30 protein-coding genes and 1 tRNA gene are annotated in these 26,001 nt (G+C 65.3%); 10 read left to right on the plus strand and 21 right to left on the minus strand.

Annotation, left to right across the window (positions count from 1 at the left end; all coding sequences use genetic code 11):
* Positions 1-61: 61 nt before the first annotated feature.
* On the minus strand, positions 62-1,888 hold the full coding sequence (gene typA / locus RT424_RS07145) for a translational GTPase TypA (RefSeq protein ID WP_313435719.1): 1,827 nt from the start codon (positions 1,886-1,888) through the stop codon (positions 62-64).
* Positions 1,889-2,641: 753 nt separating this feature from the next.
* Between typA and RT424_RS07150 the strand changes: the two genes are divergently transcribed.
* Positions 2,642-3,106 (plus strand): DUF805 domain-containing protein, encoded by a 465-nt coding sequence (locus RT424_RS07150; RefSeq protein WP_313435721.1) that lies wholly within the window; start codon positions 2,642-2,644, stop codon positions 3,104-3,106.
* 111 nt (positions 3,107-3,217) lie between these two features.
* On the opposite strand, the gene RT424_RS07155 is transcribed toward RT424_RS07150, so the two are convergent.
* Entirely contained in the window at positions 3,218-5,812 is a 2,595-nt protein-coding gene (locus RT424_RS07155) for an FtsX-like permease family protein (protein WP_313435723.1), read from the minus strand.
* Positions 5,781-6,491, minus strand: coding sequence for an ABC transporter ATP-binding protein (locus RT424_RS07160; RefSeq protein WP_404914642.1), 711 nt, complete (start codon positions 6,489-6,491; stop codon positions 5,781-5,783). The genes RT424_RS07155 and RT424_RS07160 overlap by 32 nt, the downstream gene beginning before the upstream one ends.
* Before the next feature lie 37 nt (positions 6,492-6,528).
* Between RT424_RS07160 and RT424_RS07165 the strand changes: the two genes are divergently transcribed.
* The gene (locus RT424_RS07165) at positions 6,529-7,278 is read left to right on the plus strand and encodes an arylesterase (protein ID WP_313435727.1); all 750 of its coding nucleotides are present in this window, start codon (positions 6,529-6,531) and stop codon (positions 7,276-7,278) included.
* Here the strand turns inward: RT424_RS07165 and recF are convergent.
* Together recF and RT424_RS07175 are read right to left on the minus strand one after the other, a co-directional pair.
* On the minus strand, positions 7,247-8,338 hold the full coding sequence (gene recF, locus RT424_RS07170) for a DNA replication/repair protein RecF (RefSeq protein WP_313435729.1): 1,092 nt from the start codon (positions 8,336-8,338) through the stop codon (positions 7,247-7,249). The two genes, RT424_RS07165 and recF, sit on opposite strands and share 32 nt — an antisense overlap.
* 59 nt (positions 8,339-8,397) lie before the next feature.
* Positions 8,398-9,129 carry a queuosine precursor transporter gene (locus RT424_RS07175; protein WP_409521450.1) on the minus strand — a complete coding sequence of 244 codons (732 nt, stop codon included), beginning with the start codon at positions 9,127-9,129 and terminating at the stop codon, positions 8,398-8,400.
* Positions 9,130-9,357: 228 nt separating this feature from the next.
* Between RT424_RS07175 and RT424_RS07180 the strand changes: the two genes are divergently transcribed.
* The 4 genes from RT424_RS07180 (at position 9,358) to RT424_RS07195 (ending at position 12,412) form a co-directional block, all read left to right on the plus strand.
* Positions 9,358-9,434, plus strand: a tRNA-Arg gene (locus RT424_RS07180).
* 84 nt (positions 9,435-9,518) lie between these two features.
* Positions 9,519-10,508: a bile acid:sodium symporter family protein gene (locus RT424_RS07185; protein ID WP_313435733.1), complete on the plus strand. Its 990-nt coding sequence runs from the start codon at positions 9,519-9,521 to the stop codon at positions 10,506-10,508.
* Between the two features lie 34 nt (positions 10,509-10,542).
* Positions 10,543-10,872: a PilZ domain-containing protein gene (locus RT424_RS07190; protein WP_313435735.1), complete on the plus strand. Its 330-nt coding sequence runs from the start codon at positions 10,543-10,545 to the stop codon at positions 10,870-10,872.
* Between the two features lie 277 nt (positions 10,873-11,149).
* A complete protein-coding gene (locus RT424_RS07195) occupies positions 11,150-12,412 on the plus strand; it encodes an MFS transporter (RefSeq protein ID WP_313435737.1) in 1,263 nt (420 codons plus the stop codon).
* Positions 12,413-12,442: 30 nt separating this feature from the next.
* On the opposite strand, the gene RT424_RS07200 is transcribed toward RT424_RS07195, so the two are convergent.
* The 8 genes from RT424_RS07200 to RT424_RS07235 form a co-directional block, all read right to left on the minus strand.
* On the minus strand, positions 12,443-13,237 hold the full coding sequence (locus RT424_RS07200; protein WP_313435739.1) for an NUDIX domain-containing protein: 795 nt from the start codon (positions 13,235-13,237) through the stop codon (positions 12,443-12,445).
* 326 nt (positions 13,238-13,563) lie between these two features.
* On the minus strand, positions 13,564-13,893 hold the full coding sequence (gene grxD, locus RT424_RS07205; protein ID WP_313435741.1) for a Grx4 family monothiol glutaredoxin: 330 nt from the start codon (positions 13,891-13,893) through the stop codon (positions 13,564-13,566).
* A gap of 29 nt (positions 13,894-13,922) precedes the next feature.
* On the minus strand, positions 13,923-14,156 hold the full coding sequence (locus tag RT424_RS07210; RefSeq protein WP_086490235.1) for a BolA/IbaG family iron-sulfur metabolism protein: 234 nt from the start codon (positions 14,154-14,156) through the stop codon (positions 13,923-13,925).
* Positions 14,157-14,176: 20 nt separating this feature from the next.
* Positions 14,177-14,494, minus strand: a complete 318-nt coding sequence (locus tag RT424_RS07215) for a DUF1476 domain-containing protein (protein WP_313435743.1) — start codon at positions 14,492-14,494, stop codon at positions 14,177-14,179.
* A 210-nt stretch (positions 14,495-14,704) separates the two neighbouring features.
* On the minus strand, positions 14,705-15,304 hold the full coding sequence (leuD, locus tag RT424_RS07220) for a 3-isopropylmalate dehydratase small subunit (protein WP_313435745.1): 600 nt from the start codon (positions 15,302-15,304) through the stop codon (positions 14,705-14,707).
* A complete protein-coding gene (locus RT424_RS07225) occupies positions 15,304-15,468 on the minus strand; it encodes a hypothetical protein (protein WP_313435747.1) in 165 nt (54 codons plus the stop codon). Before RT424_RS07225 ends, leuD begins: the two co-directional genes overlap by 1 nt.
* A 7-nt stretch (positions 15,469-15,475) precedes the next feature.
* Positions 15,476-16,909, minus strand: coding sequence for a 3-isopropylmalate dehydratase large subunit (gene leuC, locus RT424_RS07230; protein ID WP_313435749.1), 1,434 nt, complete (start codon positions 16,907-16,909; stop codon positions 15,476-15,478).
* Between the two features lie 185 nt (positions 16,910-17,094).
* Positions 17,095-17,469, minus strand: a complete 375-nt coding sequence (locus tag RT424_RS07235) for a hypothetical protein (protein WP_313435751.1) — start codon at positions 17,467-17,469, stop codon at positions 17,095-17,097.
* Positions 17,470-17,774: 305 nt separating this feature from the next.
* Between RT424_RS07235 and RT424_RS07240 the strand changes: the two genes are divergently transcribed.
* The gene (locus RT424_RS07240) at positions 17,775-18,302 is read left to right on the plus strand and encodes a sterol desaturase family protein (protein ID WP_313435753.1); all 528 of its coding nucleotides are present in this window, start codon (positions 17,775-17,777) and stop codon (positions 18,300-18,302) included.
* A gap of 160 nt (positions 18,303-18,462) precedes the next feature.
* On the opposite strand, the gene RT424_RS07245 is transcribed toward RT424_RS07240, so the two are convergent.
* Complete coding sequence (locus RT424_RS07245; RefSeq protein WP_313435755.1) at positions 18,463-18,822, minus strand: YbaN family protein; 360 nt, start codon at positions 18,820-18,822, stop codon at positions 18,463-18,465.
* Positions 18,819-19,259 carry a SufE family protein gene (locus RT424_RS07250; protein ID WP_313435821.1) on the minus strand — a complete coding sequence of 147 codons (441 nt, stop codon included), beginning with the start codon at positions 19,257-19,259 and terminating at the stop codon, positions 18,819-18,821. Before RT424_RS07250 ends, RT424_RS07245 begins: the two co-directional genes overlap by 4 nt.
* A gap of 91 nt (positions 19,260-19,350) precedes the next feature.
* Between RT424_RS07250 and RT424_RS07255 the strand changes: the two genes are divergently transcribed.
* Complete coding sequence (locus RT424_RS07255; RefSeq protein WP_313435757.1) at positions 19,351-21,399, plus strand: NAD(+) synthase; 2,049 nt, start codon at positions 19,351-19,353, stop codon at positions 21,397-21,399.
* Positions 21,400-21,543: 144 nt separating this feature from the next.
* Here the strand turns inward: RT424_RS07255 and RT424_RS07260 are convergent, their stop codons facing one another.
* From RT424_RS07260 to RT424_RS07285, 6 genes are all read right to left on the minus strand, one after another.
* Positions 21,544-21,783, minus strand: a complete 240-nt coding sequence (locus RT424_RS07260) for a hypothetical protein (RefSeq protein WP_313435759.1) — start codon at positions 21,781-21,783, stop codon at positions 21,544-21,546.
* Entirely contained in the window at positions 21,780-22,127 is a 348-nt protein-coding gene (locus RT424_RS07265; protein ID WP_313435760.1) for a hypothetical protein, read from the minus strand. The genes RT424_RS07260 and RT424_RS07265 overlap by 4 nt, the downstream gene beginning before the upstream one ends.
* 1 nt (position 22,128) lies before the next feature.
* Positions 22,129-22,401 carry a hypothetical protein gene (locus RT424_RS07270; protein WP_313435762.1) on the minus strand — a complete coding sequence of 91 codons (273 nt, stop codon included), beginning with the start codon at positions 22,399-22,401 and terminating at the stop codon, positions 22,129-22,131.
* 32 nt (positions 22,402-22,433) lie between these two features.
* Entirely contained in the window at positions 22,434-22,850 is a 417-nt protein-coding gene (locus RT424_RS07275) for a PspC domain-containing protein (RefSeq protein WP_313435764.1), read from the minus strand.
* 139 nt (positions 22,851-22,989) lie between these two features.
* Entirely contained in the window at positions 22,990-23,841 is an 852-nt protein-coding gene (gene pspA / locus RT424_RS07280) for a phage shock protein PspA (RefSeq protein WP_313435766.1), read from the minus strand.
* Complete coding sequence (locus RT424_RS07285; protein ID WP_313435768.1) at positions 23,838-24,035, minus strand: hypothetical protein; 198 nt, start codon at positions 24,033-24,035, stop codon at positions 23,838-23,840. The genes pspA and RT424_RS07285 overlap by 4 nt, the downstream gene beginning before the upstream one ends.
* A gap of 159 nt (positions 24,036-24,194) precedes the next feature.
* On the opposite strand from RT424_RS07285, the gene pspF reads away from it, so the two are divergent.
* Both pspF and RT424_RS07295 read left to right on the plus strand, forming a co-directional pair.
* The gene (gene pspF, locus RT424_RS07290; RefSeq protein ID WP_313435770.1) at positions 24,195-25,265 is read left to right on the plus strand and encodes a phage shock protein operon transcriptional activator; all 1,071 of its coding nucleotides are present in this window, start codon (positions 24,195-24,197) and stop codon (positions 25,263-25,265) included.
* Positions 25,266-25,445: 180 nt separating this feature from the next.
* On the plus strand, positions 25,446-25,922 hold the full coding sequence (locus tag RT424_RS07295) for a LuxR C-terminal-related transcriptional regulator (RefSeq protein ID WP_313435772.1): 477 nt from the start codon (positions 25,446-25,448) through the stop codon (positions 25,920-25,922).
* Positions 25,923-26,001: the final 79 nt, after the last annotated feature.

The raw sequence follows: 26,001 nt of genomic DNA on the forward strand, positions 1-26,001 counted from the left end.
CCCTTTTTTTATCCGGGCCCGTTTATCCGGATCGGCCGATGGCGCCGAAGCGCCGGAAGGATCAGTCCTTCTTGCGGCTCTGCTTCTTGCGCTCGTTCGGGTCGAGGAAGGCCTTGCGCAGACGGATCGACTGCGGGGTCACTTCGACCATTTCGTCGTCGTCGATATAGGCGATCGCCTGCTCCAGCGTCATGACGCGGGGCGGGGTGAGGCGGATGGCGTCGTCCTTGCCGGTCGAACGGAAGTTCGTCAGCTGCTTCGACTTCATCGGGTTCACTTCGAGATCGTCGGGCTTGGCGTTTTCGCCGATGATCATGCCCTCGTAGATCTTTTCCTGCGGCTTCACGAACAGGATGCCGCGGTCTTCGAGGCTGTTCAGCGCGTAGCCGACGGCTTCACCGGTGCCGTTCGAAATCAACACGCCGTTCTGGCGGCCTTCGATCGGACCCTTGTGCGCGTCGTACTTCTCGAACAGGCGGTTCATGATGCCGGTGCCGCGGGTGTCCGACAGGAACTCGCCGTGGTAGCCGATCAGGCCGCGCGAAGGGGCCGAGAAGGTGATGCGGGTCTTGCCGGCGCCCGAAGGACGCATGTCGGTAAGCTCGGCCTTGCGGCGCTGCATCTTCTCGACGACGGTGCCCGAGAATTCGTCGTCCACGTCGATCACGACGGTTTCGTACGGCTCGGTGCGGCCACCCTTCTCGTCGGTGCCGAACAGCACGCGCGGGCGGCTGATGCCCAGTTCGAAGCCTTCGCGGCGCATCGTTTCGATGACGACGCCCAGCTGAAGTTCGCCGCGACCGGCCACTTCGAAGCTGTCGCGGTCGGCCGATTCGGTGACGCGGATGGCAACGTTGGTTTCCGCTTCGCGCATCAGGCGGTCGCGGATCATGCGGCTGGTCACCTTGTCGCCTTCACGGCCCGCGAGCGGCGAGTCGTTGACGGCAAAGCGCATCGCCAGGGTCGGCGGATCGATCGGCTGGGCCTTGATCGGCACCGAAACCGAGGGATCGGCGATGGTGTTCGAAACGGTCGCCTTTTCGAGGCCGGCCAGCGCGATGATGTCACCGGCGCGGGCTTCTTCCACGGGAACGCGATCGAGGCCGCGGAACGACAGCACCTTGGTGGCACGGCCGACTTCGATCACCTTGCCGTCGGCGTCGATGGCGCGGATCGGGTCGTTGACCTTCAGCGTGCCGGTCTGGACGCGGCCGGTGAGGACGCGGCCCATGAAGTTGTCACGGTCGAGCAGGGTGGCAAGGAACGAGAACGGCGCGTCCTGGTCGAGGTTCGGCGCGGGGACGTGCTCGACGATCTTTTCGAACAGCGGGGTCAGGTTGCCTTCGCGGGCATCCGGATCGTAGCTGGCGTAGCCGTTGCGGCCCGAAGCGTAGAGGGTCGGGAAGTCGAGCTGCTCGTCGTTGGCGTCGAGGCTGACGAAGAGGTCGAACACTTCGTCCAGCACTTCGGCGTGACGGCCGTCGGGACGGTCGATCTTGTTGACGACGACGATCGGCTTCAGGCCGAGGCCGAGCGCCTTGCCGGTGACGAACTTGGTCTGCGGCATCGCGCCTTCCGACGAGTCGACCAGCAGGACGACGCCGTCGACCATCGAGAGGATGCGTTCCACTTCGGCGCCGAAGTCGGCGTGACCGGGTGTGTCGACGATGTTGATGCGGTAGCCGTTCCACTCGATCGAGGTCGGCTTCGCAAGGATGGTGATCCCGCGTTCCTTTTCGAGGTCGTTCGAGTCCATGGCGCGTTCTTCGATGCGCTGGTTTTCACGGAAGGTGCCGGACTGGCGGAAAAGCTGGTCGACGAGGGTGGTCTTGCCGTGGTCGACGTGCGCAATGATTGCGATATTGCGCAAGGGAAGCGGGGCTGACATGCAGTGCCTATCGGTTCGAGGAGTTGGCCAGCAGCGCATGCTGCGCCGCAAAATTGGCGCGCCCTTAACCGATCCCGGCAAATTCGGCAAGCGCGCAAGGCGTTCCGTGCAATTGTGGCACTTGTGTCACATCCGGAAGATGCTTTCGAATTAGCCGTTTGATTGCCTGCAAGAGTGATTGTTCCCCTCGCATTATTCTCTTAGTGTCGGCTGCGTAATCAAGGGCGAGACGGTGACTCGAGAAGTGCACCGCCGCCGGGAGAGGATGCTCAAGGCTTTTCCAACGGGTTTTCCCGTCGGTCGGCTTCGTCATCCACAGGATCGATATCCAGCTGCGCCGTCATGGTGCGGCGGCGCGTTACCGGCGCACAGCCGGAGCGCGACAATGCGGAGCCGGCGGCAGGGGAGGAGACGCAGGAACCGCAAACTTAGCCAGGGACGCGCAGGGTTTCCCGCGCGTCCCTTTTCCTTGCGCGTTTTCCTTGAAAAATGCCCCGCGGGGCATTTTAGAGCGGCACCGGCCCGCGCCCCCACCCTACCACCCGCAGGATAGTACCGTTGGGTGGTAGGGTGGGGGCGCCAGAAACCAATTGGGGCCGGTGCCGCAAAATTCGCCTGCGGCGAATTTCCAAACTGCTTTCGTCCCTTTTCCTTTTTCCCGTCTTGCCGGAACATTTCCGCGCCTTGCCCGCTTCGCTTCGCGGCCTATACTCGCGCCATCGAGCAAGGCATTGAGCAAGAGGGGAAAAGACGATGTTCGAATATATGATCCTGCCGTTCAAGCGCTACGCGGACTTCAAGGGGCGTTCGTTGCGGATCGAATACTGGGGTTTCGCCCTGCTGAACTTCATCGTTTTCGCGGTTATCCTGGGCATTTCGATGGCTTTGGGGCTTTCCTTCGGCGCATTCCAGCAGCTGGAACAAGGCGGTGATCCCTCGGCTCTGTTCGGCGCGGGCTTCTTCGTTCTCGTCGGTCTTGCGGGCATCTACAGCCTTGCCGTGTTCATTCCCAGCATCGCGGTGGCGGTGCGCCGCTTCCACGACCGCGACATGAGCGGCTGGTGGTATTTGGGCCTGATCGTCCTCGGCGTGATTCCCTTCGTCGGCTGGATCGCGACGATCGCCTCCTTCGTCATCACTTGCCTGCCCGGCACCCCCGGCCCCAACCGTTTCGGCATGGACCCGCGCGACCCCACCGGTGCGGAAGTCTTCGCTTAAGTTCCGGGCTTAGAGCGGTTTCCGATCCGGTGCACCGGATCAACCGCTCTAAGTTTCTGGTTTGCCGCATTTTCCGAGTCATCAGGTGATTCCACCTGATTAGAAAATGCTCTAAAGCTCCCGCAATGCCCTTGCCGGCTTCGCGCGCAACAGCGGCAGCGAACCGGCGAGGGCAAACGTCAGGATCAGCACGATCCCGGCGCCGAGCACGGCCAGGATGCGTGGCCAATCGGGCAACCAGTCGAACTCGAACAGCTTGACGATCACCGCCCAGGCCATGGCGCTGCCCGCGCCCAGCGCGACCAGGGCGAGCACCATGGCGATCAGCCCGTACTCCGCCACCTGAAGCAGCAGGAGCTGGCCCCGGCTGGCGCCCAGCACGCGCAAAATCACGTTGTCGTAAGTGCGGCTGGCGCGCGCCGCCGCGATCGCGCCGAACAGCACCGCAAGGCCCGCCAGCACGGCCACCGAGGCGGCAGCGAGAATGGCCAGAGTCATCTGGTCCAGCAGATCGCGCGCATCGCGCAGCACTGTGCCGGTTTCGATCACCGAGCTTGACGGGAAGGCGCGTGCGAGGCGCGGCAGCAGCCCACCTGAAGCCTTTCCGTCCGGACCCTCGATGGTCGCTGCCAGATTGTGCGGCGCATCCGCCAGCGCGCTGGGCGAGAACACCAGCACGAAGTTGAAGCCCAGCGTGTCCCAGTCGATCCGGCGCAGCGCGGCAATCCTTGCGGTGCGCTCCACCCCGAGCAGGCCGACCGTCAGGTAGTCTCCCACCTTCAGGCCCACCGTCTGCGCGAACTTTTCGTCCACCGAAACGAGCGCCTCTCCCCTGTGGTCGGCAGGCCACCAGCGGCCGGAGGTGACGGTGCTGCCTTCCGGCACCTTGGCCGAATAAGTCAGGCCACGCTCGCCCTTGAGGGCCCAGGCGTCCTCGGGAATTTCCTTCAGGTCCGATACGCGGGTCATGCGGTCCTTCGGGCCATAGGCGAGGATGCGGCCGCGCATGTTCGGCACCGTCCGCACGATCGCGCCGGGCATCTCGCGTCCGGCGATCTGGCGCAGTTCGCCGGCCTTGTCCTTCGGAACGTCGAGCAGGAAGAAGGCCGGGGCGCGGGCCGGCACGGTCTTGCGGATATTGGCATCAAGGCTCGTCTGGACGGCGGCGATCAGCACGAAGGCGGACAGGCCGAAGCCCAGCGCCGTCACCAAGGCGCCGGTTTGCGCGCCGGGACGATGGAGGTTGGCGAGGCCTGCGCGCAGCATGGGGTCGCGCGGGCGGGGCAGGCGCGCGGCAAGGTGACGGATGCCCAGCCCGATCAGCGCCAGCAAGGCGAGCATCAGCGCGGCGCCGGCCAGGAAGCCTAGTGTCACCAGCGGCTGGGCGGCGTTGAGCAGCGCCAGGGCGACCACGGCGGCGAGGCCGAGGCCCACGGGCAGCAGCCATGCCCGGCGTTTCGCGGCCAACGGCGCCACTTGCGCGCGCATCAGGGCCATGGCCGGGAAGCTGCGCGCCCTTGCAAGCGGCGGCGCCGCGAAGATCAGCGCCACCAGCAGTCCATAGGCCGCAGCCGTCGCCAGCGCGGCAGGGGATATCGTGAATCCCGTATCGACCGGAAGCAGCGATCCCAGCGCCTGCGCCAGCAGCGGCGTTACCAGCACGCCTGCCACGAGCCCGGCGACACTTCCGACAAGCGCCGCCGCGCCCACTTGCAGCAGATAGATCCGCGCGATGTCGCGGCTCGTGGCGCCGAGCACCTTGAGCGTCGCGATCGAGGTCCGCCGCGCTTCCAGATAAGACGATACCCCGCCGCCGATGCCGATCCCGGCGATGACCAGCGCCGCCAGGCCCACCAGCGCAAGGAACTGACCCATCCGGCCGACGAAGCGCTGCGTGGAAGGCGATGCCGCGTTGCGGGTGCGGGCGTCGAAGGCATCGTCGCCGAAGCGCTTCTTGAGCGCATCGACCACGGTCTCCGGATCGCGAACCGGATCGGCAAAGCGCACGCGGGTGGCGCTGCGATACATGGCGCCCGGCTGGGTCAGCCCCGCGCGCTCGGGCAAGTCGAGCGTCGAAATCGCGGTGTCGCCCAGCGCGAAGCCTTCGGAGAGCTTTTCCGGATCGCTGGCGATCACGCCGCCGACGCGCTGGTCCACGCCGCCGAGGGACACGGTATCGCCCGGTCTCACTTCCAGCCGCGCCGCCGTCCCTTCCGACAGCCAGACCACGCCTTGCGGTGGAGCGCCGACCCGGCGACCGTCCTTGAGTTCCAGGCGGCCATAAAGCGGCCAATGCACGTCCACCGCCTTCAGCGCCACGGGTGCCGTGAGGTCGCCCTTGCGCGCAATGGCCTGCAAGCGCAGTCCTGCCGAAACCTTGCCATAGCGGGCGAGCGCGGAGATTTCCTTTGCCGACAGGCTGCGTTGCCAAGTCTTGAGTTCGATGTCGCCGCCCAGCACCTCCCGCCCGCGAGTCGTCAATTCGCGCTCGATCGAGCCTGTCAGCGTACCGATGGCGGCCAGCGCGCCGACGCCCAGGAACAGGCAGACCAGCAGCAGGCGCAGGCCCTTGAACCGCGCCGAAAGATCGCGCCGGGCCAGTTTCCAGGCGGTACGCCAGGGAAGGGAGGCGCTGGGAAAGGAGCCGGCGGGAAGCGTCGAAGCAGGCGATTGCTCAGGCAAGTCGGTCGCTCGCGATCCGGCCATCGGCCAGGGTCACCACGCGCTCGCAGTGATGGGCAAGGCTTTCGTCATGGGTGATGATGAGCAGGGTCGCCCCCGCTTCTGCGCGGCGGGTGAACAGCAGGTCGACGATCGTGGCGCCGGTGGCGGCATCGAGATTGCCGGTCGGTTCGTCGGCGAAGACCAGCGAGGGGCGCGGCGCCAGCGCGCGGGCGATCGCCACGCGCTGCTGTTCGCCGCCGGAAAGCTGCGCGGGATAGTGCGAAAGGCGATGGCCGAGGCCCACGGCGGCCAGTTCCGCCTCGGCCCGCTCACGGGCGTCGGCCATTCCGGCCAGCTCCAGCGGGGTCGCCACGTTCTCGACCGCGGTCATCGTCGGCAGGAGATGGAATGCCTGGAGCACCACGCCGATCCGCCCGCGTCGCGCGCGGGCCAGCGCATCCTCGTCCATGGCCGCAAAATCTTCTCCGGCAACGCTCAGCGAGCCTGAACTCGCCCGCTCCAGTCCGGAAAGAACCGACATCAGCGAGGACTTGCCCGAGCCGGAGGGGCCGAGCAGCGCCACGGTCTGGCCCCGGGGCACGACGAGGTCGATCCCCTTGAGGATTTCGACCGCGCTGTCGCCGCTGCCGAGGGTGAGACGCAGGTCCTGCGCGAGAATTGACGGGGCGGGGGGCTGGGAAGGATCGTTCACAGGCCCCATATGGCGAGGCGAAACCCCGTTTTTCAAGGAGAAAGCCTTGCGCGCTCATGCGAAAGTCCTGCTGGTTCCCGCGCTGCTGCTGCCAGTCCTGCTCGGCGCCTGCGGCGGCAGTGAAAATGGGGGAGCAGATAGAGCGGCATCGACTGCCTCGGAGCAGACGCAGAACGCCGTCGATGCCCCGCCCGCGATTCCCGTCATGGGGCCGGAGCGGCCGATTCTGGCCTTCGGAGATTCCCTGCTGGCAGGCTACGGCCTCGACGACGGCGAAAGCTACCCCGACCGGCTCGAACAGGCGCTGAGAGCGCGCGGGGTGAATGCGAAGATCGCCAATGCCGGCGTTTCCGGAGATACCACGGCGGCGGGGTTGGAGCGGCTGGACTTCACGTTGAAGAGCCAGTCCCCGAAACCGGAGCTTGCGATCGTCAGCCTGGGCGGCAACGACATGCTGCGTTCGCTGCCGCCTGCGGAGACGCGCCGAAACCTGGAGGACGTGCTGAAGCGGCTGAAGGGCGATAACATTCGCATCGTCCTGCTGGGCATGATGGCTGCACCCAATCTGGGCAAGGACTATGCGGAAAAGTTTAATCCGATCTACCCCCAGCTCGCCCAGAAATACGGGGCAACGCTGGTGCCGTTCTTCCTTCAGCCGGTGATCGACAAGCCGGATCTGATGCAGCAGGACCACGTCCACCCGACCGCGCTGGGCATCGACGCGATCGTCAGCGCCACGGTGGACGACGTGGTGGAGGCGCTTCCTAACTTAAGCGGCGGACCGAACCCGAGCTGACCTCCCAGACGGCCGCCTCCTTGGCGATGGCATCGAACGGCGCAATTTCCGTGCCGGTCAGCCAGACTTGCGCCGAGCCTGCCCGCAGGCGATCGAACAGGGCCTCGCGTCGCAGCGGGTCGAGATGGGCGGCCACTTCGTCCAGCAGCAGCAGGCGCGGGCGCTGCTCCGCGCCGCCTTCCAGAAGCTGCGAGTGGGCCAGCGTGATCGCGATCAGCATCGCCTTCTGCTCGCCGGTCGAGCAGTCGGCGGCGGGCTGGCCCTTCCCTGACAGAGTGACGCGGATCTCGTCGCGATGCGGTCCGGTCAGGGTGCGCTGTGCTGCGCGCTCGCGCGCGCGGCCTTCGCGAAGCGCGCGGATGAGAGCCTCGGCTTCGATCGGCCCGCCCGGCTGATAGGCGAGCGAAGGCCGCGCGAACGGCGATTCCGGCAAGGCGGCAAGAGTGTGCTCCAGCTTTTCGACCAGATCGGCACGGGCCATGGCGACCATCGATCCGGCCTCGGCAAGTTGCATTTCGATCGCATCGAGCCAGCGGGGGTCGGGGGGCATGTCGTCCGAGAGCAGGCGATTGCGTTCGCGCAGCGCATTCTCCAGGCGCGTCGCATTGCCGGCGTGATCGGGGCGGACGGCCAGCACCAGCCGGTCCAGGAACCGGCGCCGCGCGCCGGCGCCCTCCACGAAGAGCCGGTCCATCGCCGGGGTCAGCCAGCCGATAGACATCCATTCCGCCAGCCGCACGGCGGGCGCTTCGGCTCCGTTGATCTGGACCAACCGCCGTCCCGGACGTTCGGGCAGAACGCCGGTGCCGAGTTGCACCGGCTCTTCACCCTCCACGAGAAGCGCGGCGCTGACCGCGAAGCCGCCGTCGAACTGTTGGCCCGGCATGTCGCCCAGCCCGGCGCGGCGCAGTCCCCGTCCGGGCGAAAGCAGCGATATGGCTTCGAGCACGTTCGTCTTGCCCGCGCCGTTTTCGCCGACCAGGAGATTGAACTGCGCCGTGCCGTCCACCGCAGTTTCGCGATGGTTGCGGAAACGGGACAGGAGGATGCGATCGAGCATGGTCGGCGCGGACCTAACGGGGTGGGCCGGTCATGCCAAGCCGAAGGCGCGGTTTATTCTTAAGTGGCAGCCGGTCTGCCCGTCTTCGCGAAAGGCGAGAAGTCCACGTTGCTGTCGAACACGTCCACGCCCTCGCGCCGCTTGAGCCAGCCGACGACGGCGTAAGTCAGGGGCGTAAGCACGACTTCCCATCCGGTCTTGATCAGCCATTGCGTCAACGCCAGCAGGGCGATCGAATGCGGCGTGAATCCGGCGACGCCAAGGAAGGCGAGCGGGTAGAACAGCGCGCTGTCCACGCCCTGGCCGAACACCGTCGACCCGATGGTGCGGGTCCACAAGTGCTTGCCGCGGGTCCAGACTTTCATCCGCGCCAGCACGAAGGAATTGATGAATTCGCCGGCCCAGAACGCGCAGACGGAAGCGAAGACGATACGCGGGGTCTGCCCGAAGATCGCATAGTAGGCGGCCTGGTTCGGCGCCGTCACCTGCTGGCCGGCGACCGTGTAGGTTGCCGAGGCGAGCGCCCATTCGGGATTGGCGGGAATCCCGACCACCACCACGCTCATCAGCACCATGAACAGCAGCGCGAAGAAGCCCACCCAGATGCAGCGGCGGGCGTTGGCATAGCCGTAGACCTCGGTCAGCACGTCGCCGATGATGTAGGAGACGGGGAAGAACAGCACCCCCGCGCCGAACGTGACCGGGCCGACCAGCGGAAAATCGACTTGCGCCTGCTTGGCCGCGCCGATCAGGTTGGAGAGCAGCAGGATGACGACAAAGGCGACCAGCATGTAGTCGAAATAGCGGAAGTGGCGTCGCGCACCGGCCAGGCCGTCGATGCGGGCAAGGCTGCCGGGAGTATCCGGCCCGGAAGAACCGGAGCCGGAAAAATCGGGGCCGATAAGGTCTGCTTCGCTCATCGGCTGTGCGTAACCCGTCGCCGCAACGCCGCAAAGCACAACTTGCGACGTCCATGCGGTTTGCGCGAGCGGCGAACCGCGCTATGGGAGGCGCGACGCGCGCCCGTAGCTCAGCTGGATAGAGCACGAGCCTTCTAAGCTTGGGGTCACAGGTTCGAACCCTGTCGGGCGCGCCACATCCTACTGTTCTTTCGGTTTTTGCATGGTCGCGGCTCGGTTGCGGGTTTTGCCGAGGAGCGCGAGAGCCTAAGGGAGGGCGCATGAATCGCTTTCTCGCCCGGCTGAACATCGATCCCTACCTCCTGATGCTGCTCGCGACCGTCGGATTGGCCTCCGTGCTGCCGGCGCGGGGGATATGGGCGGGACTCGCCGGCGGTGTGACCGACGCCGCCATCGCGCTGCTGTTTTTCCTGCACGGCGCAAAGCTTTCGCGTGAGGCGATCCTCGAAGGCGCGCGAGCGTGGAAGCTGCACCTGACGGTCGGCTGCCTGACCTTCGTGATCTTCCCCCTGCTGGGGCTTGGCATCAGGGCGATTCCCGGACTGGAGCCCTCGCTGGGCACGGGCATGTTGTTCCTCACCCTGCTGCCTTCCACCGTACAGTCCTCGATCGCCTTCACCGCGATAGCAGGCGGGAACGTGGCGGCGGCGGTGTGCAGCGCCTCGTTCTCCAACCTTGCCGGGATCTTCGTCACGCCCGTGCTGACGGCGCTGTTCATCACCGGCAGAGCGCAGGGCTTCTCGACCGATCCGATCGTTTCGATATCGCTGCAACTGCTGTTGCCTTTCGTGACCGGGCATCTGCTGCGGCCCTGGATCGGCGGCTTCGTGCAACGCCACAAGAAAGTGATCGGCTATACCGATCGCGGCTCGATCCTGCTGGTGGTCTATACGGCATTCGGCGCCGCCGTGCTGGAAGGGCTGTGGCAGAAGGTGACCCCGGCGGAGCTGGCGCTGATCGCGGTTCTTTCGCTTGCGCTGCTGGCTGCCATCATGGTGATCGGCAATGTGCTGGGCCGTCTGCTGGGCTTCCGCCACGAGGATCGTCTGGTGATCCTGTTCTGCGGCTCCAAAAAAAGCCTGGCCACCGGCGTCCCGCTGGCGGGCGTGCTGTTCCCGGCGGCGCAAGTTGGCGCCGTGATCCTGCCGCTGATGTTCTTCCACCAGATCCAGCTGATGGTCTGCGCCGTGCTGGCCAAACGACTGGCCCGGAAGCAGGATGAAGCGCCGGCTGTCGAAGGGGCGATTTAAGAGTTGATCAACCGGTTTGCTGCATAACCGGACCATGGACCGCCCCTTCCTCCAGCGCCGATCTCGCCGACAGCCGGTTTCGCTGGCGGCGCAATGCCGCACGGCCAGCGGCTTGCGCGATCGGGGCGAGATTTCCGACATCACCGCCGAAGGCTGCTGCCTCCACATGGCCGAGCCGTTCTTCCGCGTGGGCATGCGCGTGCTGATTCGCCCTCAAGGGCTGGAAGGCCTCACCGGCATCGTCCGCTGGATCAGCGGAGACTTCGCGGGCATCGAGTTCGACCGCCCGCTCTACGCGCCCGTGGTGGACCATCTCGTTCGGCTCCACGCGACGTTCACGCCGGATCGGCGGGCGGTCGGTTAGAGCCGATTTTCGAAATTCGCGGAATGCGAATTTCGCGGCACCAGCCCGCGCGCCCACCCGACCACCATTGGTAGTATCCTGCGGGTGGTCGGGTGGGGGCGTGGGCTGGTGCCGCAATGAAAATGCCGAAGGCATTTTTCAGACGAAGCGCTACTTCGCCCAGGCGTTATTTTCCGGTGTAGGGAGCAATAGTCTCGCACCCGGTCATCGGCCACGTATCCTCCCGGCAAAGACACGCACGGCGAAAAGCCGGCACTTCGCCATCCGGGAGAGAACCATGGCACATGCAGCCGGCGACACGCCGGATATTCCGAATCACCCTCTGGCCATTCGCATGGGTGTCATCGCCGGGGTGGCGCACAACCTGATCATCGGCACCATCATGGGATCCTTTGGGATCATGTTGGCTTCCGTAGAGCAGCGGCTCGGTGTCAGTGCGGAGGCTGCTGCTGCCGGTATCCCCCTGGTGCTGGTGGGTTCATCGATACTGGCTCCTTTCGTGGGCGTGCTGATCGCGAAAATATCCCTGCGGTTGCTGCTGCTGGCCGGATCGGTCCTGGCGGCGGGCGGATATGTCCTGTTGGCCTTCACCCAAAGCTACGCGCTTTATCTGGTTGCCTATGGGCTGTTCTTCGGACCTGCCCTGAGCCTCGCCGGATCGATCGGACCCGCCACGCTGGTAACGCGTTGGTTCCACGGCAATCGCGGGCTCGCGCTCGGCATCGTTCACCTGCCGGTGGTGATCGCGATCATGCCGTGGCTGCTGCATAGCATGCTGGATGGCATCGCGCCGACCACGCTCTACCTGACCATCGGCCTCGTCACCGCCGCGATCCTGATTCCGCTCAGCCTGATGGCAATCGACCATCCGCCCGGCAGGGAGACCGAAGCCCCGGTTTCCGCTGACCGGCGCACCTCGGACGGATCGCTCAGTGTCGCCCAATTGCTCGCCGCGCCCCGGTTTTGGGCACTCTGCCTGGCGGCGGTAGCCAGCATGACAAGTTCCATCATGCTTGGCTCGCTGTTGGTGCCCATGGGGGAATCCTGGGGCTTTACGCGCGCAGAATCGGCGCAGCTCCAGTCGATCATGTCGCTCGCCGGGTTTGCCGGGTCGATCATCTTCGGATGGTTGGCAGACAAGCTGGGCGGCGGTCGCTCGCTGGCGCTTATCGGTTTCAACTGCGCGATGCTCTGGGCGGTGTTGCTGCTTCATCCATCGTTTGCCGTTGCGGCCATCGTCGTGGGCCTGATCGGCATGCACGGTGTCGGTGCGATTCCCACGCTGGGTCGCGGTCTTTCGGACACCTTCGGGCAGGCCAGCTACAGCCGTGGCTTCGGGTTGAACACGTTGATCGGCCTGCCCTTCATCGCCTCGGCCGTGATCGGATCGGCCAAGGCCTTCACGCTCACCGGCAGCTACGACCCGGCGATCAAGGCGATGACGGTATTCTTCGTACTGGCTATCGTACTGGGCTTGTTCGCGGCGACCGGTCCCAAGTTGGAAGGGCCGGACGCCGTTCCCGAGCCGGAACCGGCCTGACCTGACCTTCCGGCCAAGGCCGATCGCGGATCAGCCGCGATCGGCCTTGGCCTTGAGCTGCCCGCGCACCGGATAGCCATGGCCATCCGGGATCAGCAGCCATTCCTCGCCATCGACCTTCTCGATCCGAGGATGGATGCGTTCCACCGGGTGACGGCGAATATCGGCAAGCGCCTCCTCGTGGCTGGCGAAGCGGGCAAGCCGCTCCAGATTGCGGCGCGTTGGAAAGATCACCGCAATCTCGCCCCGGTCCGCCATGTCGAGCGCCTGCGCGGCGCTGGTCCAGAACAGCCGGGTGTTTTCGGTGGCGTCCACGGTCACGTCCACGGCGCCGGTGCCCAGGTCGGCTACGAAGAACCGCGTATCGAACCCCTTGTCCCACGGTGGGCACCAATGGGCATAGAGCACAAGCCGTCCGGGCGCGAGCGTCCAGCCGAAATGCCCAAGCACCGGGGCGAGAGCACCCTGCTCCAGCAACATGAGGCGCGCGCGAGCCGCTTCCGCAGCGCTGACGGGCTGGTGGGTTGCTACCATCAGACCGGTTTCTTCCAGAGTCTCGCGAATGGCCGCTATCCTTGCGGCGGCCAGTTCGATGGGCTCATCCGGTAGGAGCGCGGCGGCCAGCTCACGATCGGCAGGATCGACGCGGCCGCCGGGAAAGACTGCCGCACCGCCCGCAAAGCGCATTTCACGGGCGCGTTGGACCATCAACAGTTCTGGAGGCCCACCGTCGGCAGCGTTGCGGAAGATCACGAGAGTGGCTGCGGGCACGACCTGCGGGCCGTCCGCGGGCATGGGATCGTTGCTGGGAGCGTAGAGGGTCATGGCGCGAGTTTGCGTGCCCCACCGGGAGAGGCAAGCGTAATCGTGCGTCTGGACGGAGCGATCCGCAACCTATCGCGCCTGTCGGTATGTTTTACAGTTTGGTGGGCGGAATGCTTGAGCGTCCTCGGAAAACCGCGAAATTTGGCGCTATCCCGCAATTGGCACGCCTCGTGCTTATAGGATAAACGTACCCTCGAGTATTCTCGATCGAGACGGGGCCGAATGTCTCCCGGCCCCGTCTCCCCGAGCCACTTCCATTCACGCCGTCACGAAAAAGCGCCCGAGGTTCCCCCCGGACGCTTCAGAATTGCCTGCGATGGAGCCGATCAGCCCTGGGTGGCAAGGCCGGTGTCGATGAAGAGCTGGTGCAGCTCGCCTGCTTCGTACATCTCCATCATGATGTCGCTGCCGCCAACGAATTCGCCCTTCACGTAGAGCTGGGGGATCGTGGGCCAATCCGAATATGCCTTGATGCCCTGGCGGATTTCCATGTCCTGAAGCACGTCTACGCTTTCATACGGCGCGCCAAGCTGTTCGAGGATGGCGATCGCACGGCTGGAGAAGCCGCACTGTGGGAACAGCGGGGTGCCCTTCATGAACAGGACGATGTCGTTGTTCTTTACAATCGCGTCGATACGGGCGTTGACGTCGGACATTTCGCTAAAACCTTCAGAATGTGCCGACATTAGTTGGGGACGGCGGTGGTGAGTTGCAAGGCGTGGAGCACGCCGCCCATGCGGCCGCCCAGCGCTTCGTAGACCATCTTGTGCTGGGCCACGCGAGGCTTGCCCGCGAAGGCGGCGCTGGTGACGCGCGCGGCATAGTGGTCGCCGTCTCCGGCAAGATCGGTGATCTCCACTTCCGCGTCGGGCAGCGCAGCGCGGATCATGGCTTCGATTTCACTGGCAGGCATCGCCATGGTGACGTTCCTTCCTAAATTCAGCCGAGGAAGGCGCGGCGCGCCTCGACCTGCTTTTGTTCAAGAGCGACGCGGATTTCGGGTTCCGAGGCATCGACGCCGGCCGCGATCAGGTCGCCCAGCAGCTTGCGGATCACGTCCTCGTCACCGGCTTCCTCGAAGTCGGCCTGAACCACCGCCTTGGCATAGGCTTCGGTTTCGGCCTGAGAAAGGCCCATGCGCGCGGCGGCCCATTCGCCCAGCAGACGGTTGCGGCGCGCCTGGATGCGGAACTGGGTGTCTGCATCATGCACGAACTTGGCCTCTTCGCCGCGTTCGCGATCCTGGAAACTCGTCATCGGATACCCTCGGATTAGGACTTCATCCTGCCGATAGGGGGCGAAGCGAGCGGGGGCAATGGAGATTTGTCCGTCGTCCCGGACTTGATCCGGGACCGCTGGCAGTTCTTGAGGCGGTAGCTTGCTTGAGAGCGCCCTGCCGCGAGGTGGACTGTTCACGGCCAGCGGTCCCGGATCAAGTCCGGGACGACGGGGTATCAGGATGGGTTTTCAGGCCGTCGCGGGTGTCTTTGCCAGGAACGGCAGGGCGTCGCGCGCCTTCGCTTCATGGGCCGCGATCGCATCGCCCTGGGCCATGGTCAGTCCCACTTCGTCCAGACCTCCCAGCAGGCAGTGCTTGCGGAAGGGGTCGATCTCGAAGCTGTAGCGATCCTGGAACCGGGTGGTGACGGTCTGCGTCTCCAGATCGATCTCGATCGGATCGGTCTGCGCCACTTCCATCAGACGGTCGATCGCGTCCTGCGGCAGCGCCACGGTAAGGATGCCGTTCTTGAAGGCGTTGCCCGAGAAGATGTCCGAGAAACTGGGCGCGATCACGCTGGTCACGCCCATGTCGAGGAGGGCCCAGGCGGCATGTTCGCGGCTGGAGCCGCAGCCGAAGTTGTCGCCCGCGATCAGGATCGGCGCGCCCGAGAACTCAGGGTTCTCGAACACGTTGCCCTCTTCCTTCTTCACCGCTTCGAACGCGCCCTTGCCGAGGCCTTCGCGGGTGATGGTCTTGAGCCAGTGCGCCGGGATGATGACGTCGGTGTCGACGTTCTTGCGGCCGAACGGGATGGCCCGTCCGGCAACGTGGGAGATCGCCTTCATCAGTCGGTCTCGGGCGCCTGTTCGGGGTGCAGCGGCTTTTCGTTCTGGCGCGCCTTGCGGCGCTTCACGAACAGCATCGCTGCGGCGATAGCGGCAGACCCGACGGCGGCGCCGGCGGCGAGGGCGGCCTTGCTGGCCAGGTTGTTTTCCGAATCGTTCGACATGTCGTGCTTATCCTACCAGTTCGCGCACATCGGTGAGCCTGCCGGTGACCGCGGCGGCGGCGGCCATGGCGGGGCTCATCAGGTGGGTTCGGCTGCCGGGGCCCTGGCGGCCGGTGAAGTTGCGGTTGCTGGTCGAGGCGCAGCGCTCCCCGGCCGGAACCTTGTCGGGATTCATGGCGAGGCAGGCCGAGCAGCCCGGTTCGCGCCATTCGAGGCCCGCTTCGACGATGATCTTGTCCAGCCCCTCGGCCTCGGCCTGCGCCTTGACCAGGCCCGAGCCGGGGACGACGATCGCCCATTTGACGTTATCGGCCTTGTGACGGCCCTTGAGCACGGCCGCGGCGGCGCGGATGTCCTCGATGCGGCTGTTGGTGCACGAGCCGATGAAGACGTTCTGCACTTCCACGTCGGTGAGGCGGGTGCCGGGCGTCAGGCCCATGTAGTCGAGGCTGACCTTGACCGCGTCGCGCTTGGAAGCGTCGGCGAAGTCTTCCGGCGCCGGGACCACGCCGCCGATCGCAGACGTGTCCTCGGGGCTGGTGCCCCAGGTGACGGTCGGCTGGATATCCTCGGCGCGGATCGAGACGGTCTTGTCGAACGTCGCGCCCTGGTCGGTCGCGAGGCTGTTCCACCAGGCCACGGCCTTGTCCCAGTCCTCGCCCCTGGGTGCATAAGGGCGGCCTTCGACATAGGCGATGGTGGTTTCGTCCGGGGCGATCAGGCCGGCGCGGGCGCCGCCTTCGATGGCCATGTTGCAGACGGTCAGACGGCCTTCTACGGACATCTCCTCGAAGACGTTGCCGCGGAACTCGATGACGTAGCCGGTGCCGCCGGCAGTGCCGATCACGCCGATGATGTGCAGGACCACGTCCTTGGGGGTAACCCCGGCGCCGAGCTGTCCATCGACGCGAACCTCGAAGCTCTTCGACTGCTTGAGCAGCAGGGTCTGCGTAGCGAGGACGTGTTCGACCTCGCTGGTGCCGATGCCGAAGGCCAGCGCGCCGATACCGCCGTGGCAGGCGGTGTGGCTGTCACCGCAGACGATCGTGGCGCCGGGCAGCGAGAAGCCCTGCTCGGGGCCGACGACGTGGACGATGCCCTGTTCGGCGTCGGTGGCGTCGATATAGCGCACGCCGAATTCCGGCGCGTTGCGCTTCAGCGCGGCCAGCTGCTGGGCGCTTTCGGGATCGGTGATGGGCAGGACGCGTCCTTCGGTGTCCTTGCGCGCGGTGGTCGGCAGGTTGTGGTCGGGAACCGCGAGGGTAAGATCGGGACGGCGCACCGGACGACCGGCCACGCGTAGGCTTTCGAAAGCCTGCGGGCTCGTCACTTCGTGCACGAGGTGACGGTCGATATAGATGAGGCTGGTTCCGTCGTCTCGCGTGTCGACGACGTGGGCGTCCCAGATCTTCTGGTAGAGGGTGCGCGGTTTCGTGGTCATGGTGAAAGGGCGATTAGGCGCGCCGGACCCGCAATTCAAGGGGAACCGGCGCGCCTTTTCGCGCAACATTATTCGCTATGCGGTCAACGGGAGCTTTCCGCGATCAGTCGCGTCGCCTGTCATGCCGCTATCAGCGGTGCGGGTTGTCATGCCGCTATCAGCGGCGCCCCGTTGTCGTGCCGCTATCAGCGGCGGTGGCCGTTGCGGTCGTTCCGCTCGGCGTGCAGCGCGGCGTGGACGCGGTCGATCCGGTTCTGAAGGGTCTGGACCTCGCGGCTGGTCAGTCCGCCCCGCGCATAAGTGGCATGGAGACGCTGGATTTGTGTCGCTTCGTTGCGCAGGCGTTGGGCTTCGCGCTGGCTGATAGTGCGGCGAGCGGCGGCGCGGTCGATCTGATTGCGCAAGCCTGAGATGTCGGCGCGGATGCGGGCTTCGCGATTCGGCGTGATGCGGGCAGCTTCGCGGTGAGGCGCAGCGGCTTCGGCAATGCCCGGCGCGACGGCCGAGAAGCCCAACGCAGCAACCAGAGCGGGAGCGATGAAACGGGCGATCTTGCGCATGGGACTTTTCCTTCTGTTTACCGGCGTTTGTTCCGTGCATTCAGATTTAGGAGGTCCAACATGAACGGCAGAAGACTCACAGGTCACAGTCCTGTCGGCATTTGTAACTAAGTGTCGCGAGGTGAAATCGGTAGATCGACCTTGCGACCCGACGGGAGAGGGCGCCTGAAAGATAAGAGGAATGCAGGGCAGCCGTGTACCACCCTGCGTCGTCACGGCTGCATCTGCATTCCCACTTTCGTGCCACGCGATCGATATGGCACTGACTGCCTGACATTTGCCGTCGAGGAGGCTAGAAGGCGTCCATGTCCTTCCTCTCCGCCGCCCTTGTTCCGGCCCTGATCGTGCTTGCCTCCGCCGCCGCCATGGAGTTCGTGGCCTGGGCCAGTCACAAGTATATCATGCATGGCTTCGGCTGGGCCTGGCATCGCGATCATCACGAGCCGCATAACAATCTCCTCGAAAAGAACGATCTCTACGCGCTGGTCGGCGCGGCGATTAGCATTTCGATGTTCGCGGTGGGCTCACCCTTGGTCATGGGCCCGGAAGCCTGGGAGCCGGGAACCTGGATCGGCCTGGGCGTGCTGCTCTATGGCGTCATCTATACGCTGATCCACGATGGTCTGGTCCACCAGCGCTACTTCAAGTGGGTGCCCAAGCGCGGCTATGCCAAGCGGCTGGTGCAGGCGCACCGGCTCCACCATGCGACGATCGGCAAGGAGGGCGGGGTGAGCTTCGGCTTCGTGGTCGCGCGCGATCCGGCGGTACTCAAGCGGGAACTGCGGCAGCAGCGGGAGCAGGGCATCGCCGTGCTGCGCGAGGCGGTGGAGTAGAACCTCGCCGGAGTAAAAGAGTTCGTCGTCCCGGACTTGATCCGGGACCGCTGGCAGTTCTTGAGGCGCGAGGTAGCGCTAGAGCGCCCTGCCGAGAGTTGGGTGATGCGAGGCCAGCGGTCCCGGATCAAGTCCGGGACGACGTTTTACTCCGCCCGCGCTACTCCGCCCGCGTCCATATCCACGGACCGATCGCTGCCAGCACGCCCACGGGGATCAGCACCCAGGGCCAGCCCACGGTGAACCAGGTGAAAGGTATCGAGGCGCTCATCGCCAGGATCGCGGAAACTTTGCCCTTGCGGCTGATCGCCCGCCGGTCGCGCCATTCGCGCAAGTTGTGGCCGTAATGAGGGTGGTTATAGAGCCGCTCCGCCCATTCCGGATGGCTCTTGCCGAAGCACCAGGCCGCCAGCAGGTAGAACACCACAGTGGGCATCACCGGCAGGAAGATGCCGATCGTACCGAGGGCGACGAAGAACAGCCCCGCCGCCATCCATGCGTGGCGGCTGAGGTGCTTCATGCGGTTCCTGCGGCCCCGGCGCTTCCCGCGCCTTGCGCATAACGCGCCGCCGTCTCGCGGATCAGCGCGATCATGTTCGGTACGCCCTGGGTGCGGTTGGACGAAAGCTGGTTCTTGAGGTCGAACGGCTCCAGCGCGGCGGCGATGTCGGTCCGTGCCACTTCGGCGGCGGGTTTGTCCTGCACGGCGGAGATCACCAGCGAGACGATGCCCTTGGTGATCGCCGCGTTGCTGTCTGCCAGGAAGTGCAGCGTGCCGTCGTCCTGCGCCATCGGATAGACCCAGACGCTGGCCGAGCAGCCGCGCACCTTGGTGGCGTCCGTCTTCAACGCGTCGGGCATGGGATCGAGTTCGGCGCCCAGGCCGATCAGCAGGCGATAGCGTTCATCGCCTTCGGAAAACTCGTATTCTTCGCGGATGTCGTCGAGGCTGCGCATGCCCATGCCATTTAAGCGCGGCGCGGGCGAGGGCAAGGGGAAGTTGCCGAGTGCGTTGCTTCTGGCATCCGATCCTGTCAGGGATTCGCCCATGAGCGCACATCCTTTCTTTTCCATGCACGAACATGGCTTCGTGCGGGTCGCCACGTCCACGCCCAAGGTCCGCACCGCCGATGTCGCCTTCAACCGCGACGCCGTGCTGGCAGAGGCGCGGCGCGCGCATGAGGCGCATGTAGACCTGCTGGTCTTCCCGGAACTGTGCCTCTCCTCCTACGCCATCGACGACCTGCACTTGCAGGCCGCCATGATCGAGGCGGTGGAAGCCGCCGTGGCCGAGATCGTGCGGGCGAGCGCGGATCTGTCGCCGGTGCTGCTGGTCGGCGCGGCGCTGCCGCACAAGGGCCGGCTCTACAACTGCGCGCTGGCCATAGCGCACGGGCGGCTGCTGGGGGTGGTGCCCAAGTCCTACCTGCCCAACTACCGCGAGTTCTACGAGAAGCGCTGGTTCGCCAGCGGCAAGGCGGTGAAGGGCCAGGCCATCCGCGTGAACGGGCAGGACGTGCCCTTCGGTGTCGATCTGGTCTTCGCTTCGGAAGTGCTGCCGAACTTCCGCTTCTTCGTCGAAATCTGCGAGGATATCTGGGCCGCGACGCCGCCCAGTTCGCTGGGCGCGCTCGCCGGGGCGACGGTGCTGTGCAACCTTTCGGCTTCCAACATCGTGATCGGCAAGTCGGACGAGCGCCACATGCTCTGCCGCTCGCAGTCGGCACGCGCCGCGGCCGCTTACGTCTACTCCGCCGCCGGACATGGCGAGAGCACGACCGACCTCGCCTGGGACGGGCAGGGCATGATCTACGAACTGGGCGACCTTCTGGCCGAATCGGAACGCTTTTCGCTCCATCCCGAACTCTGCGTGGCCGACGTGGACGTGGACCGCATCGTCATGGATCGCATGCGCCTGCCCACCTTCAACGACGCCGCGGAAGCTGCGGGCAAGCCGGAGGAGACGTTCCGCACCGTGCCGTTCCGTCATGCTCCGGCGGGCGGCGAGATCGGACTTGTCCGCCCGATCTCGCGCTTCCCTTTCGTGCCCTCGCGCGCCGACAAGCTCGATGCCGACTGCTACGAGGCGTTCAACATCCAGGTCGACGGCCTGATGCGCCGCATCGAGGCGACCGGGGCGAAGTCGATGGTGATCGGCATTTCGGGCGGGCTCGATTCGACCCACGCCCTGATCGTCGCGGCCCGTGCCTGCGACCGGCTGGGCCTGCCGCGCACCTTCATTCGCGGCTACACGATGCCCGGTTTCGCCACCAGCGAGGGTACCAAGGCCAACGCCTGGAAGCTGATGCGGGCGGTAGGGATCTTGGCGGAAGAAATCGACATCCGCCCCACGGCGACGACGATGCTCCAGGACATCGGCCACGCTTTCTCGAACGGCGAGCCGGTCTATGACGTGACCTTCGAGAACGTGCAGGCGGGCCTGCGCACCGATTACCTGTTCCGCCTCGCCAATCAGAACGACGGCTTCGTGATCGGCACCGGCGACTTGTCGGAACTCGCGCTCGGCTGGTGCACTTATGGTGTCGGCGACCAGATGAGCCACTACACGGTCAATGCGGGCGTGCCCAAAACGCTGATCCAGTACCTGATCCGCTGGTGCGCCACGACCGATCAGTTCGGCGCCGAGACCGAGCAGGTGCTGCTCGCCATCCTCGGCACCGAGATCTCGCCCGAACTGGTACCAGCCGGGGCGGACGGCGCGATCCAGAGCACCGAGGCGAAGATCGGGCCCTACGAGCTCAACGACTTCTTCCTGCACCACATCGTGCGGTTCGGGCAGAAGCCGTCCAAAGTGGCCTTCCTGGCGCTCCACGCCTGGCGCGAGACTGCGAAGGGCACCTGGCCTGCCGGTTTCCCCGAGGATCGCAAGAACGAATACGACCTCGCGACGATCCGTTCGTGGCTTGAGAAGTTCCTGCGCCGCTTCTTCGCCTTCAGTCAGTTCAAGCGCTCGGCGATCCCGAACGGCCCGAAGGTGTCTTCCGGTGGCGCGCTCAGCCCACGAGGAGACTGGCGCGCGCCGTCCGATGCCGGCGCGGCGGTGTGGCTGGCGGAACTGGATGCGCGGGTGCCGTAAAAGGCGGCCCGTGGATGCCGTCGTCCCGGACTTGATCCGGGACCGCTGGCAGTTCTTTAGGCGATAGCTTGCTTGGATGAGCCCTGCCGTGAAGTGGGCTGTTCTCGGCCAGCGGTCCCGGATCAGGTCCGGGACGACGTATATTCAATCCCGTAGCGCTTCGATCTCTCGCGCCAGATCCTTTTCGCGGCGTTCGTCGGTGGCGATGCGTTCGAGCACGGCGATGCGCTTGCGCAAATTCTCGATCTCGCCTTCAAGCTCGTGTTCGCGCTCGCCATGGCCTTCCAGGCGGAAGCCGGGCTTCTCGCCGCGCAGCTTCTGCGCGCGCAGCCAGGTTATCGAGGCGATCGCGAAGATAACGACGACGGCAGTCCAGAAACTCATTGCGTCACCTCATGACCTATTCCGTTGCGGGCCTCGCGCAGGCCCTCGATCTGGCGGGCTACATCATAACCCTGATCGGTGACAATCCGCTCCACGCTGGCGAGACGGTCCTTGATCGAGCCGATCTCGGCGCGAAGCTGCGCGTTTTCCTGAGTGAGCAGTTGCACGCGGGCATGGGCCTCGGCGTCTTCCTTGGGATAGACCGCCTTGCCCCAGGAATTCTCCAGCGGGTAGCCGTGGCGCATCCGCAGCCAGTTGTTGAAGATCCATCCGCCGATGCCGAGCGCCGTGGCGGTGACCAGCACGGGCGAGAGCACTTCCAGCGTCGCATAGTCGATGGCCATGTCAGTTCACCTTCGCCTGTTCGCCGGCTTCCACCTCGCGCGTGTCGCGCAGGGCCTCGATCTGGAGGGCGGTGTTATAGCCGCCATCGGTGATGATGCGTTCCAGCACGCGCACGCGCTCTTCGAGTTCGCGGGAGTGGGAGGCGTATTGCGCGGCCTTTTCGGCGGTGGCCTGAACCTGAAGTTCGGCCATGCGGCGCTGGTGCCGCGTCCAGATCGCGAAGCCCGCGATGATGAACGGCGCCAGCGGAATGAGAAGGGCGAGGTTTTCCATCGAGGTCGTGTCCCTGTTACCCGATTTGCGGATCAGCGCAGGCTGTCGATTTCCGCGGCGAGGCGCGAATTGCTGCTGGTGTAGTGGGCTTCCATTTCGGCGACGCGGCGGTCGATGTCCGAGAGTTCCCCGCGCAGGCGACCGGAACGGTTCGGTGCTGCACGCATCAGCCCGAAGCCCTGGCGCCCCGCTTGCCGTACGCGGCGACGCTCCATGCGGCGCAGCAGGCGCTCTTCCTCGGCTTCGCTGTAGAGGCTCATCGGCCGCTTGTCCGCCATGAGGGCGACCGCGATGTAGATCGGGATCGTCACGAAGGAGACGAAGAAGGTGAGCAGCACGGCCGCGATGCGGATCCAGAGCGTATCGACGCCGGTATAGTCGGCGATGCCGGAGCAGACGCCGGCCAGCTTGGCGTTCGACTTGTCGAGATAGAATTGTCCGCGTGACACTGGTTGTTCCCTTTCCCTGGGAACGCGCCGACCGAAGCCGGGCGTTTCTTTTCGACTGGTCGGATCGAGAGGATCCGCGTTCCCGGTCATGGCCCTTTGCGGGCGGCCTGCACCTGCCGGGATTTCAGGTGGGCCGCCGTTATTCCGATGCGTTCCTGTCCGCGTTCATGGCGCGCTTCATCTCGGCAAGTTCGGCATCGATCGTATCGCCGTCCTGAAGCGCGGCGATTTCCTCGGCGAGCGTCGGCTGGCGGCTGTCGCCCAGGCTCATCGCCTCGGCGCGGCCTTCGGCATAGTCGACGCGCCGCTCGAGCTGGTCGAAGCGTACCAGGGCCTCGTCCACGCGCTCGCTCGACAGCAGGGTGCGCAGTTTGACGCGATTCTCGGCGCTCTGCAAGCGAGCGGCGATCGAGGACTGGCGGCTGCGGGCTTCGCGCAGGCGGTTCTGCAGCTTCTCGATGTCCTCCTCGTAGGCACGTAGGGCGTCGTCGAGCACGGCGATCTCGGAGCGAAGCTGATCGGCCATGTCGGCCGCCTTCTTCTTTTCGAGCAGGGCGGCGCGGGCGAGGTCTTCGCGGTCTTTGCTGAGCGCGAGCTGGGCCTTGTCGCCCCAGTCGTGCTGAAGCTGGTCCAGCTTGCCCACGTGGCGGCGGAGTTCCTTCTGGTCGGCGATGGTACGCGCGCTGCTGGTGCGCACTTCGACCAGGGTTTCCTCCATCTCCAGGATGATGAGGCGGATCATCTTTCCGGGATCTTCGGCCTTGTCCAACATGTCGTTGAAGTTGGCGGCGATGATGTCGCGGGTGCGGGAGAAGATACCCATCCTGGCATTTCCTTTGATCGAGGAGGGATTGAACTTGCGGGCCTGGCTGAAGCGAAAGGTGCTTTCGTTCTGGCTGGCGGTAAACGGGCGGGCGCGGCCGCTCTGGAAGGGCGGGACATCCTGCGCCGACCCTTGCAGGATTTCGATTTCGGCGTCGAGCCTGCTCACTGGAGGGGCGCTCCGCAAACGGGAGCGGCGTGGGCCGGCGGCGCGATCCGGTCGCTCATGGCGACGAGGTTGAGCGTGCCCATCGCCAGCACGGCGGCGATGATCGCCCAGTCGAGCTTGCTGCGCTCGCGGGTCGCGCCGGGCTGCTTGGCCTGATGGCTGCTGGCTACGAAGCTGGCGTTCTGGAAGGACATCGTGGTGTTCCTCTGTCGGATCTCGTGAATTTGCCCAAGTCATCGCAAGGGCCGTGCCAAACAGCATAACTGGCAGTTTTCCGATGTTTCAGAGACTTGGGGGTCGCGTACTGAAAAGATGAATTGCCAATGAATGGGAAATTTCGCTAATATTTGGGAATGGAGAGAGATGTTCAGTTCATCGGTCAGTCCACGGCCTTTCTCGACGCGGTGGAGCGTGCCAGCCGCGCGGCTCCGGTGCGACGTCCGGTGTTGGTGATCGGCGAGCGTGGGACCGGCAAGGAATTGATCGCCCAGCGCCTCCATCACCTCTCGCCGCGTTGGGGGGAGCCGCTCATCACCATGAACTGTGCGGCCTTGCCCGAAACCCTGATCGAGGCGGAATTGTTCGGGCACGAGGCCGGGGCCTTTACGGGCGCGGTGCGGGCGCGGGCCGGACGGTTCGAGGAGGCGGACCGGGGCACGCTGTTCCTCGATGAGCTGGGCACGCTGTCGATGGCGGCGCAGGAGCGGCTGCTGCGCGCGATCGAATATGGCGAGATCGCGCGGATCGGTGCCTCCCGCCCGGTCCAGGTGGATGTGCGGGTGGTCGCGGCCACCAATGCCGACCTGCCCCGCATGGCGGATGAAGGCACCTTCCGCGCCGATCTGCTCGACCGGTTGAGCTTCGAAGTGATCAATCTCCCCCCGCTGCGGGCGCGGGAGGGGGACGTCTACGAGCTTGCCGATTACTACGGACGGCGCATGGCGACGGAACTGGAGTGGGACACCTGGCCGGGCTTCTCCCCCGAGGCTCTCCTGGTGCTGGAGGCGCACGACTGGCCGGGCAATGTCCGCGAATTGCGCAATGTCGTGGAGCGTGCCGTCTATCGCTGGGCCAACGAATATGCGCCGATTGCGGAGATCGTTTTCGATCCGTTCGAAAATCCGTGGCGGACGGCTGCGGCGCGGGAGGTGGCGGTGCCGGAGGTGGCGGCTCCGGCTTCCCCGTCCACGCCGATCCCGGCAGCGCAGTTTAAAGGCGCGGACCGAGAGGCAGGGGCGAGCCTGCGGGCGTCGGTGGACGCTTACGAGCGGCGACTTCTGCTGGAGTCGCTCGACCGGCACCGCTGGAACCAGCGCCGCGCGGCGGCCGCCATGGGGCTTTCCTATGATCAGCTACGGCATTGCATCAAGAAACACCGCCTGTCCGAAGGCAGCCGGGCTTCCGAGAACAGCTCTGCGTCCTAGTTCCCGCGATGGACAGTTGGTGAACGACAAGCATTAAGGGCTCACTCAGTATGTTCCCTTTGTGGTTATCCTTCGATTTTCCCTAGAGAGATTTGCCGTTATAGTGCACGGGAGGCGCTAATGAGGGCCGATGTGCAAGAGATAGCCGACATTTCCGAAGCGACAGGGTTGTTGGAAAACTTGACGCCGAAGCAGGTCGAAGTCCTCGACCGGCTGCTGATGCATCGCACCACCAAGGAAATCGCGCGCGAACTGGGTATTGCGCCCAACACCGTGGACCAGCGCATCAATGCCGTCCGCGACAAGTGGAACACGCAGAATCGCAAGGATACGGCCCGTCTTTACGGGCAGCTTCTGGAGCTATGTGGCAAACCCACATATGGCTTTTCCCGTATCGACGCCGCAGCCGGAGAAGGGGAAGACGGTGATCAGGATCTGACGGTCGATCCGGTCTTCGTTCTTTCCGATGCGCGCCCCATGGCACGGCACCCGGATTGGTTCGATGCCAGGATCGCCGAGCCGTCGGGCCTGGAGGCATTCGATGCGAAGTTCGGAAGGGCAGGGCGCGTAGCGGCGGTTTTCCTGCTGGCATTGACCATGGCGGTGACCCTTGCGGCCACCCTGGCCATTGCCGAGGCGCTGGGAAAACTGCTCTAGCGGTCCGCTCCTTTCATCCCGCGGATGCCTTCGATCTCTGATTTTCGGCGTCGGCTCGGTGAAGTCGCGCCGCTGAATG

Source organism: Novosphingobium sp. (assembly GCF_032093395.1).
Taxonomy (GTDB): Bacteria; Pseudomonadota; Alphaproteobacteria; order Sphingomonadales; family Sphingomonadaceae; genus Novosphingobium.